This is a genomic window from Duganella sp. 1411 (assembly GCF_017833525.1).
In the GTDB taxonomy this organism is placed as follows: Bacteria; Pseudomonadota; Gammaproteobacteria; order Burkholderiales; family Burkholderiaceae_D; genus Rugamonas.
The window spans coordinates 61800-77000 of sequence record NZ_JAFICD010000001.1 but is presented as its reverse complement, the minus strand read 5'-3'; the positions used below and the strand labels follow the sequence as shown (position 1 = coordinate 77000).

General features: G+C 65.8%; 12 protein-coding genes. 11 read left to right on the top strand and 1 reads right to left on the bottom strand.

Features of this window, described 5'->3' with window-relative positions:
* Positions 1-115: 115 nt before the first annotated feature.
* The 9 genes from wrbA (at position 116) to JOD97_RS00255 (ending at position 11478) form a co-directional block, all read left to right on the top strand.
* Complete coding sequence (wrbA, locus tag JOD97_RS00295) at positions 116-727, top strand: NAD(P)H:quinone oxidoreductase (protein ID WP_209712657.1); 612 nt, start codon at positions 116-118, stop codon at positions 725-727.
* A gap of 48 nt (positions 728-775) precedes the next feature.
* Positions 776-1183, top strand: coding sequence for a DUF2069 domain-containing protein (locus JOD97_RS00290; RefSeq protein ID WP_209712656.1), 408 nt, complete (start codon positions 776-778; stop codon positions 1181-1183).
* Positions 1180-2586 carry an FAD-binding oxidoreductase gene (locus JOD97_RS00285; protein WP_209712655.1) on the top strand — a complete coding sequence of 469 codons (1407 nt, stop codon included), beginning with the start codon at positions 1180-1182 and terminating at the stop codon, positions 2584-2586. The genes JOD97_RS00290 and JOD97_RS00285 overlap by 4 nt, the downstream gene beginning before the upstream one ends.
* Positions 2587-2597: 11 nt before the next feature.
* The gene (locus tag JOD97_RS00280; RefSeq protein ID WP_209712654.1) at positions 2598-3041 is read left to right on the top strand and encodes a DUF4124 domain-containing protein; all 444 of its coding nucleotides are present in this window, start codon (positions 2598-2600) and stop codon (positions 3039-3041) included.
* Between the two features lie 77 nt (positions 3042-3118).
* Positions 3119-5671 (top strand): FtsX-like permease family protein, encoded by a 2553-nt coding sequence (locus JOD97_RS00275; RefSeq protein WP_209716939.1) that lies wholly within the window; start codon positions 3119-3121, stop codon positions 5669-5671.
* Positions 5671-6753: a carotenoid 1,2-hydratase gene (locus tag JOD97_RS00270; RefSeq protein ID WP_209712653.1), complete on the top strand. Its 1083-nt coding sequence runs from the start codon at positions 5671-5673 to the stop codon at positions 6751-6753. Before JOD97_RS00275 ends, JOD97_RS00270 begins: the two co-directional genes overlap by 1 nt.
* Positions 6754-6804: 51 nt before the next feature.
* Positions 6805-8643, top strand: a complete 1839-nt coding sequence (locus tag JOD97_RS00265) for an ABC transporter transmembrane domain-containing protein (protein WP_209712652.1) — start codon at positions 6805-6807, stop codon at positions 8641-8643.
* A gap of 173 nt (positions 8644-8816) precedes the next feature.
* Positions 8817-9902 carry a low specificity L-threonine aldolase gene (locus JOD97_RS00260; protein ID WP_209712651.1) on the top strand — a complete coding sequence of 362 codons (1086 nt, stop codon included), beginning with the start codon at positions 8817-8819 and terminating at the stop codon, positions 9900-9902.
* Positions 9903-9963: 61 nt separating this feature from the next.
* The gene (locus JOD97_RS00255; RefSeq protein WP_209712650.1) at positions 9964-11478 is read left to right on the top strand and encodes a DEAD/DEAH box helicase; all 1515 of its coding nucleotides are present in this window, start codon (positions 9964-9966) and stop codon (positions 11476-11478) included.
* Positions 11479-11541: 63 nt separating this feature from the next.
* Here the strand turns inward: JOD97_RS00255 and JOD97_RS00250 are convergent, their stop codons facing one another.
* The gene (locus JOD97_RS00250; protein ID WP_229264123.1) at positions 11542-13161 is read right to left on the bottom strand and encodes a methyl-accepting chemotaxis protein; all 1620 of its coding nucleotides are present in this window, start codon (positions 13159-13161) and stop codon (positions 11542-11544) included.
* Between the two features lie 321 nt (positions 13162-13482).
* Here JOD97_RS00250 and JOD97_RS00245 point away from each other — a divergent pair, with 321 nt between their 5' ends.
* Positions 13483-14457 carry a thymidylate synthase gene (locus JOD97_RS00245; protein WP_209712649.1) on the top strand — a complete coding sequence of 325 codons (975 nt, stop codon included), beginning with the start codon at positions 13483-13485 and terminating at the stop codon, positions 14455-14457.
* Positions 14454-15149 (top strand): alpha/beta fold hydrolase, encoded by a 696-nt coding sequence (locus JOD97_RS00240; protein ID WP_209712648.1) that lies wholly within the window; start codon positions 14454-14456, stop codon positions 15147-15149. Before JOD97_RS00245 ends, JOD97_RS00240 begins: the two co-directional genes overlap by 4 nt.
* Positions 15150-15201: the final 52 nt, after the last annotated feature.

Here is a 15201-nt window from a genome sequence, read left to right as displayed (position 1 = left end):
CCGCCGCGGCAGCTGCGGAATATGTAGAGAAGAATCGGATGAATATATTTTGCGTACATGAGCGATAATCAGATGCCAGTGTTAGCCCCAGCGAAAGCGCCCTATAATACCGCCGATGAACCAACCTAATCTGATTATTCTTGTATTGTTTTACTCCCGTCATGGCGCCACGCGCAAATTGGCGGAGTTGATCGCGCAGGGCGTCGAGGGCGTGCCGGGCTGCGACGCGCGCCTGCGCACCGTTCCAGCGGTCTCGACAGTGACCGAGGCCACCGAGGCCGACGTGCCGGCCGAGGGCGCGCCCTACGTCGAGTTGGACGATCTGCGCGACTGCGCCGGCCTGGCGGTGGGTTCGCCCACGCGCTTCGGCAACATGGCCGCGGCCATGAAGTATTTTTGGGACAGCACCGCCACCGAGTGGCTGGCCGGGACGTTGGCGGGCAAGCCGGCCTGCGTGTTCACCTCCACCGGCAGCCTGCACGGCGGCCAGGAATCGACCTTGCTGTCGATGATGATACCGTTGTTCCACCACGGCCTGATGGTGCTCGGCCTGCCGTACACCAATCCGGAACTGATGACCACCGCCAGCGGCGGCACGCCCTACGGCGCCAGCCACTGGTCCGGGCTCGATGGCAAGAAGACCATCACCGAAGACGAGAAACGCCTGGCGCTGGCGCTGGGCCGGCGGCTGGCCGAAACGGCCGTCAAGCTACGCGCCGCCGCGTAATCGGGCCGCCAACCAAGCCGCAAACTAAGCTGTAAACGGGGATGCAAAATGCAAAACGCGATGCATAAGTACTTTCACTGGGGCGCCATCGGCAGCCTGGTTTTACTGATCGTCTGGTGCGTGTTGTGGGAGACGGTGCTGGCGCCGTTGAAGCCGGGCGGCTCCTGGCTGGTGCTCAAGGCGGCGCCGCTGCTGCTGCCGCTGTACGGCGTGTGGAAGCGCGACATCTACACCTTGCAGTGGACCTCGATGATGATACTGCTGTACTTCACCGAGGGCGTGGTGCGCGGCTGGAGCGACAAGGACGGCATGTCCGCCTGGCTGGCCTGGGGCGAGGCGGCCATCGTCTGCGTGTACTTCGTGTGCGCGGTGATGTATCTGCGGCCGTATAAAAAGGCGGCCAAGAAGCTGTCCAAGGAATTGCTCGACAAGATAAAGGGCACCACCGTCAAATGATGGCGTTTCTCCTTCACTGCAGATCGCTGCTGGGCGACGCCCACGTGCTCGACACGGAAGCCGACATCGCGCCCTTCCTCACCGATTGGCGCGGGCGCTTCACCGGCAAGGCCGCCGCCGTGCTGCGTCCCGGCTCGGTGGAACAGGTGGCGGCGCTGGTGAAGGCCTGCGCGCGCTGGCGCGTGCCGCTGGTGCCGCAGGGCGGCAACACCGGCCTGGTACTGGGCAGCGTTCCGGACGCCAGCGGCACCGCCGTCGTGCTGTCGCTGGCGCGGCTCAACGCCATCCGCCAGATCGACGCCGTCAACCGCACCATGACCGTCGATGCCGGCTGTATCCTGCAGCAGGTGCAGGAGGCCGCCGCCGCCGAGGGCTGTTTATTCCCGCTGTCGCTGGCGGCCGAGGGCAGCTGCACCATCGGCGGCAACCTGTCCACCAACGCCGGCGGCACGGCCGTTCTCCGCTACGGCAACACGCGCGAGCTGTGTCTGGGCCTGGAGGTCGTCACACCGCAGGGCGAGATCTGGAGCGGCTTGCGCGGTCTGCGCAAGGACAACACCGGCTACGATCTGCGCGACCTGTTCATCGGCGCCGAGGGAACGCTGGGCGTCATCACCGGCGCGGTGCTCAAGCTGTACCCGCGCCCCAAGGCCAGCATCACCGCATTGGCGGCGCTGCCCTCGCCGGCCGACGCGCTGCGATTGCTGGTGCTGATGCAGGACCACTGCGGCGCGAGCCTGACCGGCTTCGAACTGATGTCGCGCTACTGCCTGGAGCTGGTGGCGCGGCAGTTCCCGCAACTGCCCAAGCCCTTCGCCGACGCCCACCCGCAGTACGTGCTGCTGGAGCTGTCGAGCAGCGAGTCGGAACAACACGCGGTGGAGCTGCTGGAGCGCGCGATCGGCGCCGCGCTCGAACGCGAGGTCGTCACCGACGCCGTGGTGGCGACGTCGGAGGCGCAATCGGCCGGCCTGTGGCAGCTGCGCGAGCATATTCCGCTGGCGCAGGCCAAGGCCGGCAAAAACATCAAACACGATATCTCGCTGCCGGTGTCGCGCATCGCCGACTTCATCGCCGTGACCGCGCCGCAACTGCAGGCGGCCTTCCCCGGCTGCCAGCTGGTGTGCTTCGGGCACTTGGGCGACGGCAACCTGCACTTCAACGTGGCGCCGCCGGAAGGTGTTTCCAACGAGGATTTTCTGGCCAATCAAGACAAGGTCAACCGCGTGGTGCACGACAGCGTGGTGGCCTTTGGCGGTTCGATTTCCGCCGAGCACGGTATCGGCGCGCTGAAACGCGACGAGCTGGCGCACTACAAATCGGCGGTGGAACTGAACATGATGCGGGCCATCAAAGCGGCGCTCGACCCGCTCGGTATCATGAATCCCGGGAAAATTTTATGAACGGGACCGCCATGAACCCTCATCTTCGCGCCCCTTGCGCCGCCGTGCTGTGCGCGGCCGCCTTCGCGGCGCAGGCGCAAAGCGTCTATAAATGCACGCTGGACGGCAAGGTCAGCTACAGCGACATGCCCTGCCCGGCCGGCGCGGCGGCGTCGCCCATGCCGGCCGTGCCCGCCACGCCGGCCGGCGCCGCCGCTTCGGCCGACCTGCTGCGGATGCAAACGGAATCGGCCGCGCTGCGCAAGGCGCGCCAGAAAACCGAGGAACGCGAAGCCCTCGAAGCCGAACGCGCCGCGCGCCGCGCCGCCGCCCAACGCAAGCGCTGCGCCAAACTCGCGCTGGCCAAACAATGGGCCGACGAGGACGCGCGCGGCGCCTCCCCCGCAAATCTGGCCAAGGCCAGGCTGCGCGCCAAACGCGCCGGTGAATCGCTGGCGGTGGAGTGCGGCCACTGATGTCCGATTCGATGTCCGACCAGGTTCGCACAACCGAAAACAGCGCCGGCGCCGCGTCCGCGAGCGAGGCGGCGTCGATGCGCCGCCTGTCGCGCTGGCTGCTGCTGGGCGAGTGGCGCGCGCACCCGGTGCGGGCGCTGGTGGCGATCGCCGCCATCGCCGTCGGCATCTCACTCGGCTTCGCCATCCACCTGATCAACGCCGCCGCATTCAACGAGTTCTCGTCGGCGATCAAGGGCCTGTCCGGCGTGGCCGACGTGCAGGTGCGCGGCACCGAGCCGGTGTTCGACGAGGCGATCTATCCGCTGCTGGCGCGGCGCGACGGCGTCACGGTGGCCTCGCCGGTGCTGGAATTCGACGCCTCCGTTCCCGGCCAGCGCACCGCGCTCAAAATCATCGGCATCGACGTCTTCCGCGCCGGCTTCGTCGCGCCGGACCTGATGGGCGTGCCGGCCAACGGCGACGCGCTCGACACGCTCGCCGACGATACGATTTTCCTGTCGCCCGCCGCGCAGCAGTGGCTTAACCCGGCCGCCGGCGGCATCACGCTGCAGGTCGGCGTCGACCAGCTGCGCCTGCGCGTGGCCGGTTCGCTGCAAAGCGCGCGCCCCGGCCAGCGCATCGGCGTGATGGACCTGGGCGCGGCGCAGTGGCGCTTCGACAAACTGGGGCAGTTGTCGCGCGTGGACCTGAAACTGCGCGACGGCGTCAACCGCGACGCCTTCAAGGCGCGGCTGGAACAGGATCTGCAGCGCGACTACCCGGGGCGCTTCCGCGTCAACCAGCCCAACGACCAGGAACAGAACAGCCGCAACGAAGGCATGAGCCGCGCCTACCGCGTCAACCTGACGGTATTGGCGCTGGTCGCCCTGTTCACCGGCGCGTTCCTGGTGTTCTCCACGCAGGCGCTGTCGGTGATCCGCCGCCGCAGCCAGTTCGCGCTGCTGCGCGTGCTGGGCATGGACCGCCGCCACCTGCTGCGCCAGATCCTGCTCGAAGGCCTGAGCCTGGGCGTGGCCGGATCGGCCATCGGCATCGGCGCCGGCTACGGCCTGGCGGCGGCCGCGCTGCACTTCATGGGCGCCGACCTGGGCGCGGGCTTCTTCTCCGGCGTGCAGCCGACGGTGCACTTCACGCCGGTGGCGGCGGCGATCTACTTCGCGCTCGGCGTCGGCGTGTCGCTGCTGGGCTGCGCCGCGCCGGCCATCGACGCCGCCCGCGCCAAACCGGCGGTGGCGCTCAAATCCGGCACCGAGGAAGCGGCCATGTCGCGCCTGGCCACGGCCTGGCCGGCGCTGGCCTGCATCGCGCTGGCCGCGCTGCTGTCGCAAGCGCCGCCGGTGTTCGAGCTGCCGCTGTTCGGCTATCTGTCGATCGCGCTGCTGCTGATCGGCGTCATCGCGCTGATGCCGCGCCTGGCGGCGATCGTGTTCCGCCTCGCGCACCAGCGCTGGAGCGCCGCCAGCGCCAGCCGGCCCGGCGCCTCCCCCGTGCTGACGCTGACGCTGGCGCGCCTGTCGAACGCCTCCAGCCAGGCCGGCATCGCGCTCGGTGGCGTGCTGTCGAGCTTTAGCCTGATGGTCGCCATGGCCATCATGGTGGCCAGCTTCCGCGTGTCGCTGGACGATTGGCTGCGCCAGGTGCTGCCGGCCGACATCTACGTCAACACCGTCGGCGGCGGCACCACGGCCGGCCTGCGGCCGCCGGAACAGGATGCCATCGCCGCCCTGCCCGGCGTGCAACGCGCCGATTTCCTGCGCGTGCGGGGCATTTCGCTGGCGCCGGGCCGTCCACCGGTGGCGCTATTGGCCAGCAACGTCGACGCCCGCGACCCCGCCAAATACCTGGCCATCGTCGGCCCCACGCAAGCGCCGGCGCCGGGCGCACCGCCGCCGGTCTGGGTCTCGGAGGCGATGGTCGATTTATACGATATGAGGGTCGGCAAACGGGTGGAAATTCCCCTCAACGGCAAGCCGCATGCCTTCCAGGTGGCCGGCGTATGGCGCGATTACGCCCGTCCCACCGGTTCGATTCAGATGCGACTGAGCGACTACCGCGCCATCACCGGCGACCTGCAGGCCAGCAACGCCGCGCTGTGGCTCGCACCGGGCGCCAAGGCCGCCGACACCGAGCAGGCCCTGAAACGGCTGCCGTTCGCCGCCGCGCTCGAGACCACCGCGCCATCGGAGATCCGCGAACGAAGCATGCAGGTGTTCGACCGCAGCTTCGCCATCACTTATCTGCTGGAGGCGATCGCCATCGTCATTGGCCTGTTCGGCGTGGCCGCCACCTTCTCGGCGCAGACGCTGGCGCGCTCCAAGGAGTTCGGCATGCTGCGCCACGTCGGCGTCACGCGCCGGCAAATCCTGTCTATCCTGGCCATCGAGGGCGGCGCGCTGACTGGCCTGGGCATCGCCACCGGCTTCGCTCTGGGCTGGGTCATCAGCCTGATACTGGTTTTCGTGGTCAACCCGCAGTCCTTCCACTGGACCATGCGGCTGCACTTGCCGTGGGGGCTGTTGGCGGTCGTCGCCGGGCTGTTGCTGGCCGCCGCCGCGTTGACGGCACTGCTGGCCGGCCGCCAGTCGCTGTCCGGCGGGCCGATACGCGCGGTCAGGGAGGATTGGTGATGCGTTCATTTTTGCTGTTTGTGATGCTGCTGTGCGGCCTGTCCTCGCAGGCGGCGGCGCCGGAATTCGCGCCGGTGACGCCGCTGCCGGCCGGCGCCGCGCTGCGCTTCCCCGCCGACTACGGCGCCCATCCGGACTATAAAACCGAGTGGTGGTACGTCACCGGCTGGCTCAAAACGACCGACGGCAAGCCGCTGGGCTTCCAGGTCACCTTCTTCCGCAGCGCCACCGAACACGATCGCGCCAACCCCAGCAAGTTCGCGCCCAAGCAGCTGATCATCGGCCACGCCGCCGTCTCCGACCCGGCCCACGGCAAACTACTGCACGACCAGCGCAGCGCGCGCGAAGGCTTCGACATCGCCTACGCCAAAGTCGGCGACGCCGATGTGAAGCTGGACGACTGGCGCATGACGCGCAACGCCGACGGCGGCTACGCCATCCGCGTGGACGGCGCCAGCTTCGCGCTGAACCTCAAACTGGCGCCATCGCAGCCCGTGCTGGCGCAGGGCGAGCGTGGCTACTCGCGCAAGGGGCCGCGCCCGGAGCAGGCCAGCTATTATTACAGCGAGCCGCAACTGACCACCACCGGCACCGTCACGCGCGGCGGCAAGGCGGTCGCCGTCACCGGCGCCAGCTGGCTCGATCACGAGTGGTCCAGCCAGATCCTCGGCGGCGATTCGTCCGCCGTGGGCTGGGATTGGATAGGCGCCAACCTCGACGACGGCGGCGCGCTGATGGCTTTCCAGCTGCGTGACAAGACAGGTGCTAAACTATGGTCGCACGCGACATGGCGCGACGCATCCGGTAAGATCACGCAGTTCTCGCCGGAGCAGGTCGATTTTGCCGCGCAACGGCGTTGGCGCTCGCCCCGCACCCATGCCGAGTATCCGGTCGAAAGCATGCTCACCACCGGAAAATTCGTGTGGCGGATCGTGCCCTTGCAGGACGATCAGGAGCTCGACTCGCGCCGCTCGACCGGCGCGGTGTACTGGGAAGGCGCGGTGACGTTGAGCCGCGATGGCAAACCGGCCGGCCGCGCCTATCTGGAACTGACCGGTTATGCCGGCCCGATGAAAATGTAGTGTCTATATGAGTACAACCCGCAGCATACTTACCGAAACCGCAGCCACACGATGACCAACAGCACCACCGCCAGCACACCGTCCGCAGTCGCGCCCAACGTCACCCGGGAACAAAAGAAAGGCAGCCTGTCCACGCTGCGCGGCCTGCTGCCGTTCCTGGCCCCGTACAAACGTCAATTCCTCATGGCCGGTATCGCGCTGGTGGTGGCCGCCTGCGCCACGCTGGCCATTCCCGCCGCCTTCAAGCAGATGATCGACCTCGGTTTCGGCGGCACCGGCGACAAGAGCATCAAGCATGTCGACCTGGTGTTTTTGGCGCTGTTCGGCGTCGCCACCGTGCTGGCGCTGGCCACCGCCGCGCGCTTCTACACCGTCTCCTGGCTGGGCGAACGGGTCACCGCCGATATCCGCAGCGCCGTGTACCAGCACGTCGTCACGCAGAGCCCCGAGTTTTTCGAGACCACGCAGACCGGCGAGGTCCTGTCCCGCATCACCACCGACACCACGCTGATACAGGCCGTCGTCGGCACCAGCATCTCGATGGCGCTGCGCAATGTGCTGCTGTTCGTCGGCGGCCTGGTGATGCTGTTCGTGACCAGCGTCAAACTCTCCTCCATCATCATCGGCCTGCTGGTGCTGACGGTGCTGCCGATCGTGATGTTCGGCCGCCGCGTGCGCGAGCTGTCGCGCGACTCGCAGGACCGCGTCGCCGACGCCTCCGCCATGGCCGGCGAGATCCTCAACGCCATGCCGACCGTGCAGGCCTTCACCCACGAGACCATTGAAGCGAACCGTTTCGGCGCCTCGGTCGAAGGCGCGTTCAAGACGGCGATGCGCCGCATCCGCGCCCGGGCGCTGCTGACCATGATCGCCATCGTGCTGGTGTTCGGCACCATCGTCTTCGTGCTGTGGCTGGGCGCGCACGCGGTGCTGTCGGGCGACATGACCGGCGGCGACCTCGGTCAGTTCATCCTGTACGCGTCCATCGTCGCCGGCGCCATCGGCGCGCTGTCCGAAGTGATGGGCGAGGCGCAGCGCGCCGCCGGCGCCACCGAGCGCCTGCTGGAGCTGATGGCCGTCAAATCGAACATCCAGTCGCCGGCCAAGCCGCTGGCGCTGCCGCCGCGCGCCGCCAACGGCGCCGCATTGAGCCTGCACGACGTCACGTTCTCGTACCCTTCGCGTCCGGAGACGGCGGCGCTGGGCCACCTGTCGCTCGATATCAAGCCGGGTGAAACGGTGGCCGTGGTTGGCCCTTCCGGCGCCGGCAAGACCACGCTGTTCCAGCTGTTCCTGCGTTTTTACGATCCGCAAAGCGGCAGCATCAAGCTCGATGGCGTCGATATCACGCAGCTCGAGCTGCACGCGCTGCGCGACGCCATCGGCATCGTGCCGCAGGATACGGTGATCTTCTCGGCCGACGCGATGGAAAACATCCGCTACGGCCGCGCCGGCGCCACCGACGACGAAGTGATCCAGGCCGCCAAGCTGGCCGCCGCCCATGAATTCATCGAACGCCTGCCGCAGGGGTACAAATCCTTCCTCGGCGAGCGCGGGGTGCGCCTGTCGGGTGGCCAGCGTCAGCGCATCGCGATCGCGCGCGCGCTGCTGAAAAACCCGCCGCTGCTGCTGCTCGACGAAGCCACCAGCGCGCTCGACGCCGAATCGGAGCGCCTGGTGCAAAAGGCGCTGGAGGCGGCGATGGTCGGCCGCACCACCGTCATCATCGCCCACCGCCTGGCGACGGTGCAGCGCGCGGACCGCATTATCGTCATGGAAGACGGCAAAATCGTCGAAACCGGCACCCACACGTCGCTGGTGGCGCTGGGCGGGATCTACGCCAATCTGGCGGCGCTGCAGTTCCACCACGTGCACTCGGCGGACCGTTGAACATTCAACACGTAGGGCGGATTAGCGCAGCGTAATCGGCCATGCATGCGTCACGGCAGCTCATGCATTGGCGGATTACGGCGTTCCGCCTAATCCGCCCTACGTGTCTATCAGGTGTATTTGACGATGTTGGTCTCTGATCGGGTTATCATTCACCTTTCAGGAGAACGACTTTGACCGACGCCGAACTGCGCCTCAGCTGCCAAACCCACCTTCCCGGCCATCGCCAGCCCTCGCCCGCCCAGCTGTTCGCGGCCATGGCGGCGTGGTGCGAAGCCAACGACGTGGCGCACGACACCTACGGCAGCGGCACCCTGATCCAGCAATTCGAACAAAAAATCGCCAACCTGCTGGGTTTCGAGGCGGCGCTGTTCTGCATCACCGGCACCATGACGCAGGCGACCGCGCTGCGCATCGCCTGCGAAGAACGCGGCAGCAAGCTGGTGGCGCTGCACCCGACATCGCACATCCTGCGCCACGAGCGCGGCAACCATCAACTGTTCGACCACTTCCACGCGCTGCAAATCGGCGACCAAAACCGTCCATGGACGCTCGAAGAACTGCAGGGCATCCCGGACAAACTGGGCGCGGCCACGCTGGAACTGCCGATGCGCGAGATCGGCGGCCAATGCCCGGCCTGGGACGATCTGGCGGCCATCAAGACCCACTGCCGCCAGCAGGCGATCCATTTGCACCTGGACGGCGCCCGCCTGTGGGAAACCGCCGCCGCGTACGGCCGGCCCGCCGGCGAAATCGCCGCCGGCTTCGACACCGTCTACGTGTCGCTGTACAAAGGCATAGGCGGCATGGGCGGCGCCATGCTGCTTGGCCCCGCGCCGTTCGTCGCCAAGGCGCAGGAGTGGTACCGCCGCCAGGGCGGCAATGTCTATCAGCGCACGCCATATGTGGTGGCGGCCGCGATGCAGTTCGACGCGCGGCTGGCGGCCATGCCCGATTACTTCCGCCGCACGCTGTGGCTCTATGAAACGCTGCGCGACTATCCGCTGCTGACGCCCAATCCGGCGCGCCCGCATGCCAGCATGCTGCACCTGCATCTGCCGGTGGGCCGCGACCGCGCGCTCGACATCCGCAACCGCATCGCCGAGCAGCATGGCGTGTGGCTGTTCAATGGCGCCAGCCACGGAGCGCTGCAAGACCGCAGCTCGGTGGAGCTGTACGTCGGCGACAACCTGCTGAACATGGCCGACGACCGCGTGCGCGAGATCCTGTCGCTATGGTCCAAGGCCCTGGCCAACTAATTCCGCACGCGCCGTTACAACCGGCTACACTGCGCCCTCTTTTCGTTTTACTGCATACACCATGACCTTCCAAGCACTCGGCCTGATCGATCCAATCCAGCGTACGCTGGACACACTGGGCTACAAACAGCCGACGCCCGTCCAGAAACAGGCCATTCCCGTCGTACTGGCCGGCCACGACCTGATGGCGGCCGCCCAAACCGGCACCGGCAAAACGGCCGGCTTCGCGCTGCCCATCCTGCAGCGCCTGACGATGGACGGCGTGACCGAGCCCAAAGCGATCCGCTGCCTGGTGCTGGTGCCGACGCGCGAGCTGGCCGAGCAGGTCTACGAAAGCTTCCGCACCTACGGCGGCAACCTGCCGCTGCGCTCCGCCGTCGCATATGGCGGCGTGCCGATCGAGCCGCAAATCACCAAGCTGCGCAAGGGCCTCGACGTGCTGGTGGCGACGCCGGGACGCCTGAAGGACCTGCACGACCAGGGCGCGATCAGCTTCACGCTGCTGCAAACGCTGGTGCTGGACGAGGCGGACCGCATGCTGGATCTGGGCTTCGAGCGCGATCTGGACATCTTGCTGGCGGCCCTGCCCAGGAAGCGCCAGACCTTGCTGTTCTCGGCCACGTTCTCCGACGAGATCCGCAAGCTGGCCAAGGGCATGTTGAAGGACCCGGTATCGATCCAGGTCAGTGCCAGCAACACCGCCACCAAAACGGTCAAGCAATGGCTGATCCCGACCGACAAACGCCGCAAGCCGGAGCTGCTGCTGCATCTGCTGAAAAAACTGCAATGGGGCCAGGTGCTGGTGTTCGTCAAAACGCGCAAAGGCGTCGAAACGCTGGTCAAGATGCTGCAGGAGCATGGCATCTCGGCCGATTCCATCCACGGCGACAAGACCCAGCCCGCGCGCCTGAAGGCACTGGCGCGATTCAAAAAGGCGGAAGTCCAACTGCTGGTGGCGACCGACGTCGCCGCGCGCGGCCTCGATATCGAAGCGCTGCCGCAGGTGGTCAACTTCGATCTGCCCACCGTGGCGGAGGACTACATCCACCGCATCGGCCGCACCGGCCGCGCGGGCATGGAAGGCGAAGCGGTGTCGCTGGTGTGCGCCGACGAGGTCGAGATCCTGAAGGCGATCGAAACGCTGACCGGGCAAGTGATCCGGCGCGAAGAGGAGCCGGGCTTCGAAGCCGACCACCGCGTGCCGGAAACCGGCCCGAAAGGCGTGGCGGCGGCGCTGGCGAAGAAGGCGGCGGCCGAGGCGCCGGCCAAGAAAAAGCGACCGTTCACCGGCCCTGCCGGTGGTGCGGCGGCCGGCAAAGCCGTCGCGCGGCCGGCCGGGGGCGACGCTTCCCTCGGCACCTGGACCCCGCCGGTGCCGGCGGCCGGCAAAGGTGCCGGCGGTGCACGCTCCGGTGGTGGCAAGGCCGGCGCGGGCAGGATCTACGGCACCGGCGCCAAGCCTGCGGCGCCGAAAGGCGCGGTCGTCGTCACCGGCGGCCGTGGCGCCAAATCACTGGCCCGCGCGGCCGGTAAAGTAACCGCAAAGCCGGGCGGACGCAAATCCAAACCCGGCTGACACCTGATTCAGGCCTGAAAATCCGCCTGCCGCGCCGACCGCTCCACCGGAGCGGCACGGCGATCAACGAAGACGCAGCACCTTCTTGCTTTGCCCCGGTTGCGCATACTCGTCGTTGGCGGAGGACGTTCTTGCCGTGTCCCCCGCGCCAAGCCTGAATACCGAAACGCCGCTGACCAGTTGCTGCGACTGGATCTTCAGGTTTTCAGCGGCCGCCGTGCTTTCCTCCACCAGCGCGGCGTTCTGCTGGGTGCTGGCGTCCATTTCCAGTATCGCCCTGCCCACCTGCTCCACCGACTCACCCTGCTCGGCGCCGGAGGCACTGATCTCCTGCATGATCGTGACCACATCCTGGATGGACGTCACCACCCTGCTCATGGTCTGCCCCGCGTCGTCGGCCAGCACCACGCCTTGTTCGACACGTTGTACGCTGGTTTCGATCAGCGCCTTGATCTGCTTTGCCGCCTCGGCGCTTCGATGCGCGAGATTGCGCACCTCGGTCGCCACCACGGCGAACCCGCGTCCCTGTTCGCCGGCGCGCGCGGCTTCCACCGCGGCGTTCAACGCCAGGATGTTGGTTTGAAAAGCGATCCCGTCGATCACGCTGACGATAACCGCGATCTCCTTCGAACTCTCGTTGATATCCTTCATCGTCGACACGACTTTCGCCACCACCTCGCCCCCTTCGGTGGCGATGCCGCTGGCGTTGACCGCCAAGCGGTTTGCCTCGGACGCGTTCTGCACGTTCTGTTGCGCCGTCGTTCCCAGCGCGGCCATCGACGCCGTGACTTGCTCCAGCGCGCTGGCCTGCGATTCGGTTCTGCGCGACAGGTCGACGTTGCCCTGGGCGATTTCGGCCGACGCCGTCGCGACGAACTCGGCGTTTTCCCTGACCGTGCCAACGACCGTGGCGAGCGAATCCTGCATGGCCGCCAGAGCGCCCAGCAGCGGAGTGAATTCGTCATTGGCCCCATCCGCGTGGCGCGTGTGCAGATCGCCGTCACGCACCAGTTCCGCGACCGATTGCGACGTCGCGATACGCCGATTCAGCAATTTCGAGATATACCAGGAGAACCCTAGCAAGCCGGCACCGATGCAAAAAGTCAATACGACCAGTTGCAGCGCGGTCTTGTTGGCCGAGCTTTCGATCTCCGCCACTTCCGCGGTCAGATATTTGGCCTGCCGGCTTCTTTCGGTGTTCAGCCAATCCTGCATTTTGGCCAGCGCCGGAATGGTCCGCGCCGAAAGAAAGACTAATCCTTCCTGGGTCTGGTTTTTGGCGACCAAATCCATATTCTCGATGACGACAGGCCACGTCACCTTTTGCATATCGAGCCAGATTTGAAACTCGACCTTGGCTTTTTCGGTCGGCAGCGCGACCAGGAATTCATTATCGTTCTTGGTGATATTCTCCCGCTCCGCCGCGATTTCCTTCAGTGCGGCGCTAATCTTGGCGGGATCCTGGAATAATAACGCCTGCCGAATCTGCAGCAGCACCTTGGTGACGCTGAGCTCAGTGCTGGAGATCAGCTCCAGCTGGCGCGCCTTGATCAATCCCGCATCGCGCGCCAATTCCCCCACCACGCCCAGCTGCGACCACGAAACGATCGCCAGCAATGTCAGGAAGAATATCAAGGCGGCGGAAAATGTATAAAGTTTTTTGGATAGTCCGAAGTTTTTCAAAATAGCCCCCGATGCAGTCGTTAAAATAATAATTTTTAAAAAAGTGGAGAAAACATAGCCATTCGCGAAAAGGCAAATACAGCATTACGTCTATCCATTTTTTGGGGATATTTCGAAAGAATTCTACTATTCCTCTTTGCGCGTTGAATTTGATCCAGGTCAAATTGTTGCAAAATGAAAACAGTCTCAGCGGTAACTTAGATTGCCTCCAAGTCAATGGAGGCCTGAACGACGCGATCACTGGCGCCTGCCCTCTCCTGCTAAAATAGCCAGCTTCAGGGGCGACAGCGCCCCCGCCTCACGCTTCACGTTGGAGAATTTATGCAGCAATACCAGGAACTGATCCAGACCGTGCTCGACACCGGCAGCTGGCAAGACAACCGCACCGGCATCCGCACCTTGAGCGTGCCGGGCGCGATGATGCGTTTCGACCTGCTCAACGACGGGTTCCCGGCGGTGACGACCAAACGCCTGGCCTTCAAATCCGTGGTCGGAGAGCTGTGCGCCTTCCTGCGTGCCTCCCGCAGCGCCGCCGATTTCCGCGCGCTGGGCTGCAAGGTGTGGGACCAGAACGCCAACGAAAACAAGCAATGGCTGGACAATCCGTATCGCCTCGGCGAGGACGACCTGGGCCCGGTCTACGGCGTGCAATGGCGCCAGTGGCCCGGCTTCAAGCTGATCGCGCTCGACCAGCCGGCGCAAATCGCCGACGCCCAGAAAAACGGCTTCCGCCTGATCTCCCAGTTCGACGACGCCGGCGTGGCCAAGGTCCTGCTGCACAAATCGATCGACCAGCTGCGCGAGTGCCTCGACACCATCGTCAACAATCCGGGCAGCCGGCGCATCCTGTTCCACGGCTGGAATCCGGCGGTGCTGGACGCCGTCGCGCTGCCGGCCTGCCATCTGCTGTATCAGTTCATCCCGAATCCGACCACGCGCGAGCTGTCGATGTGCCTCTACGTGCGTTCGAACGACCTGGGTCTGGGCACGCCTTTCAACCTGGCCGAAGGCGCGGCGCTGATGCATCTGGTGGGCCGTTTGACCGGCTACACGCCACGCTGGTTCAGCTATTTCATCGGCGATGCGCACATCTACGAAAACCACATGGACATGGTCAAGGAACAGTTGACCCGCACGCCGTTCGCGGCGCCGCAACTGCGCATCTCCGACCGCGTGCCGGACTTCGCCAAGACCGGCAAGTACGAACCGGAATGGCTGGAGAAGATCGAGCCTTCCGACTTTTCGCTGGAAGGCTATCAGCACCACGCGCCGATCACGGCGCCGATGGCGGTATGACGCGGCTGGACTTCATTCCGGGCACGTTGTGCGACGAGCGCACGTGGTCCAGACTGACGCCGCTGCTGGGTGATGCGTTCGATTTTAATTATGTGCCGTTGCATCAGGCCCGCACGCGGCAGCAGATGCGGGAGCTGATCGCCACGCACAGCGCGCCGGCGGCCAATCTAGTGGCGTTTTCGCTGGGTGCCTACCTGGCGATCGAGCACGCGGTGGCACATCCCGAGCGGGTGAAATCGTTGGTGTTGATCGCCAATTCGGCCAGGGGACTCAAACCGGAGGAGGTGCAGGCGCGCGAGCGCATTGTCGCCGTGTTGGAGCGGAACGCCTACACCGGCATGTCGCGCCAGCGGCTGCGCGAGTTGCTGCATCCGTCGCATTTGAATGACGAGGCCATTGTCGGTCCGATCCAGCAGATGGCGCTCGATCTGGGCAAGGAAGTGCTGCTGACGCAATTTGCCACGACCATCGACCGGCCGGATTTGATGGAGCGGTTGGCTGAGTTGAAATTCCCGGTGCTGATCGTCGGCGCGGAAGAGGATAATCTGGTGCCGCCGGAGGATCTGCGGCAGATGGCCGCGCGCTTCCCTAACGCCAGCTTGCGGATGCTGGCGGGGGATACCGGGCATATGATTCCGCTCGAGGCTCCGCAGGCGCTGGCGGAACACATACGCGAGTTCCACCAAAGCTGAAATCATCTAAACCACGTAGGGCGGATTAGCGTAGCGTAATCCGCCATGTATG

Excerpts from the sequence above, each read along its gene's own strand:
- JOD97_RS00290 (WP_209712656.1), top strand. The coding sequence starts at position 776 with ATGCAAAACGCGATGCATAAGTACTTTCACTGGGGCGCCATCGGCAGC.
- JOD97_RS00285 (WP_209712655.1), top strand. The coding sequence starts at position 1,180 with ATGATGGCGTTTCTCCTTCACTGCAGATCGCTGCTGGGCGACGCCCAC.
- JOD97_RS00280 (WP_209712654.1), top strand. The coding sequence starts at position 2,598 with ATGAACCCTCATCTTCGCGCCCCTTGCGCCGCCGTGCTGTGCGCGGCC.
- JOD97_RS00270 (WP_209712653.1), top strand. The coding sequence starts at position 5,671 with ATGCGTTCATTTTTGCTGTTTGTGATGCTGCTGTGCGGCCTGTCCTCG.
- JOD97_RS00240 (WP_209712648.1), top strand. The coding sequence starts at position 14,454 with ATGACGCGGCTGGACTTCATTCCGGGCACGTTGTGCGACGAGCGCACG.
- JOD97_RS00245 (WP_209712649.1), top strand. The coding sequence starts at position 13,483 with ATGCAGCAATACCAGGAACTGATCCAGACCGTGCTCGACACCGGCAGC.
- wrbA (WP_209712657.1), top strand. The coding sequence starts at position 116 with ATGAACCAACCTAATCTGATTATTCTTGTATTGTTTTACTCCCGTCAT.
- JOD97_RS00255 (WP_209712650.1), top strand. The coding sequence starts at position 9,964 with ATGACCTTCCAAGCACTCGGCCTGATCGATCCAATCCAGCGTACGCTG.
- JOD97_RS00265 (WP_209712652.1), top strand. The coding sequence starts at position 6,805 with ATGACCAACAGCACCACCGCCAGCACACCGTCCGCAGTCGCGCCCAAC.
- JOD97_RS00275 (WP_209716939.1), top strand. The coding sequence starts at position 3,119 with ATGCGCCGCCTGTCGCGCTGGCTGCTGCTGGGCGAGTGGCGCGCGCAC.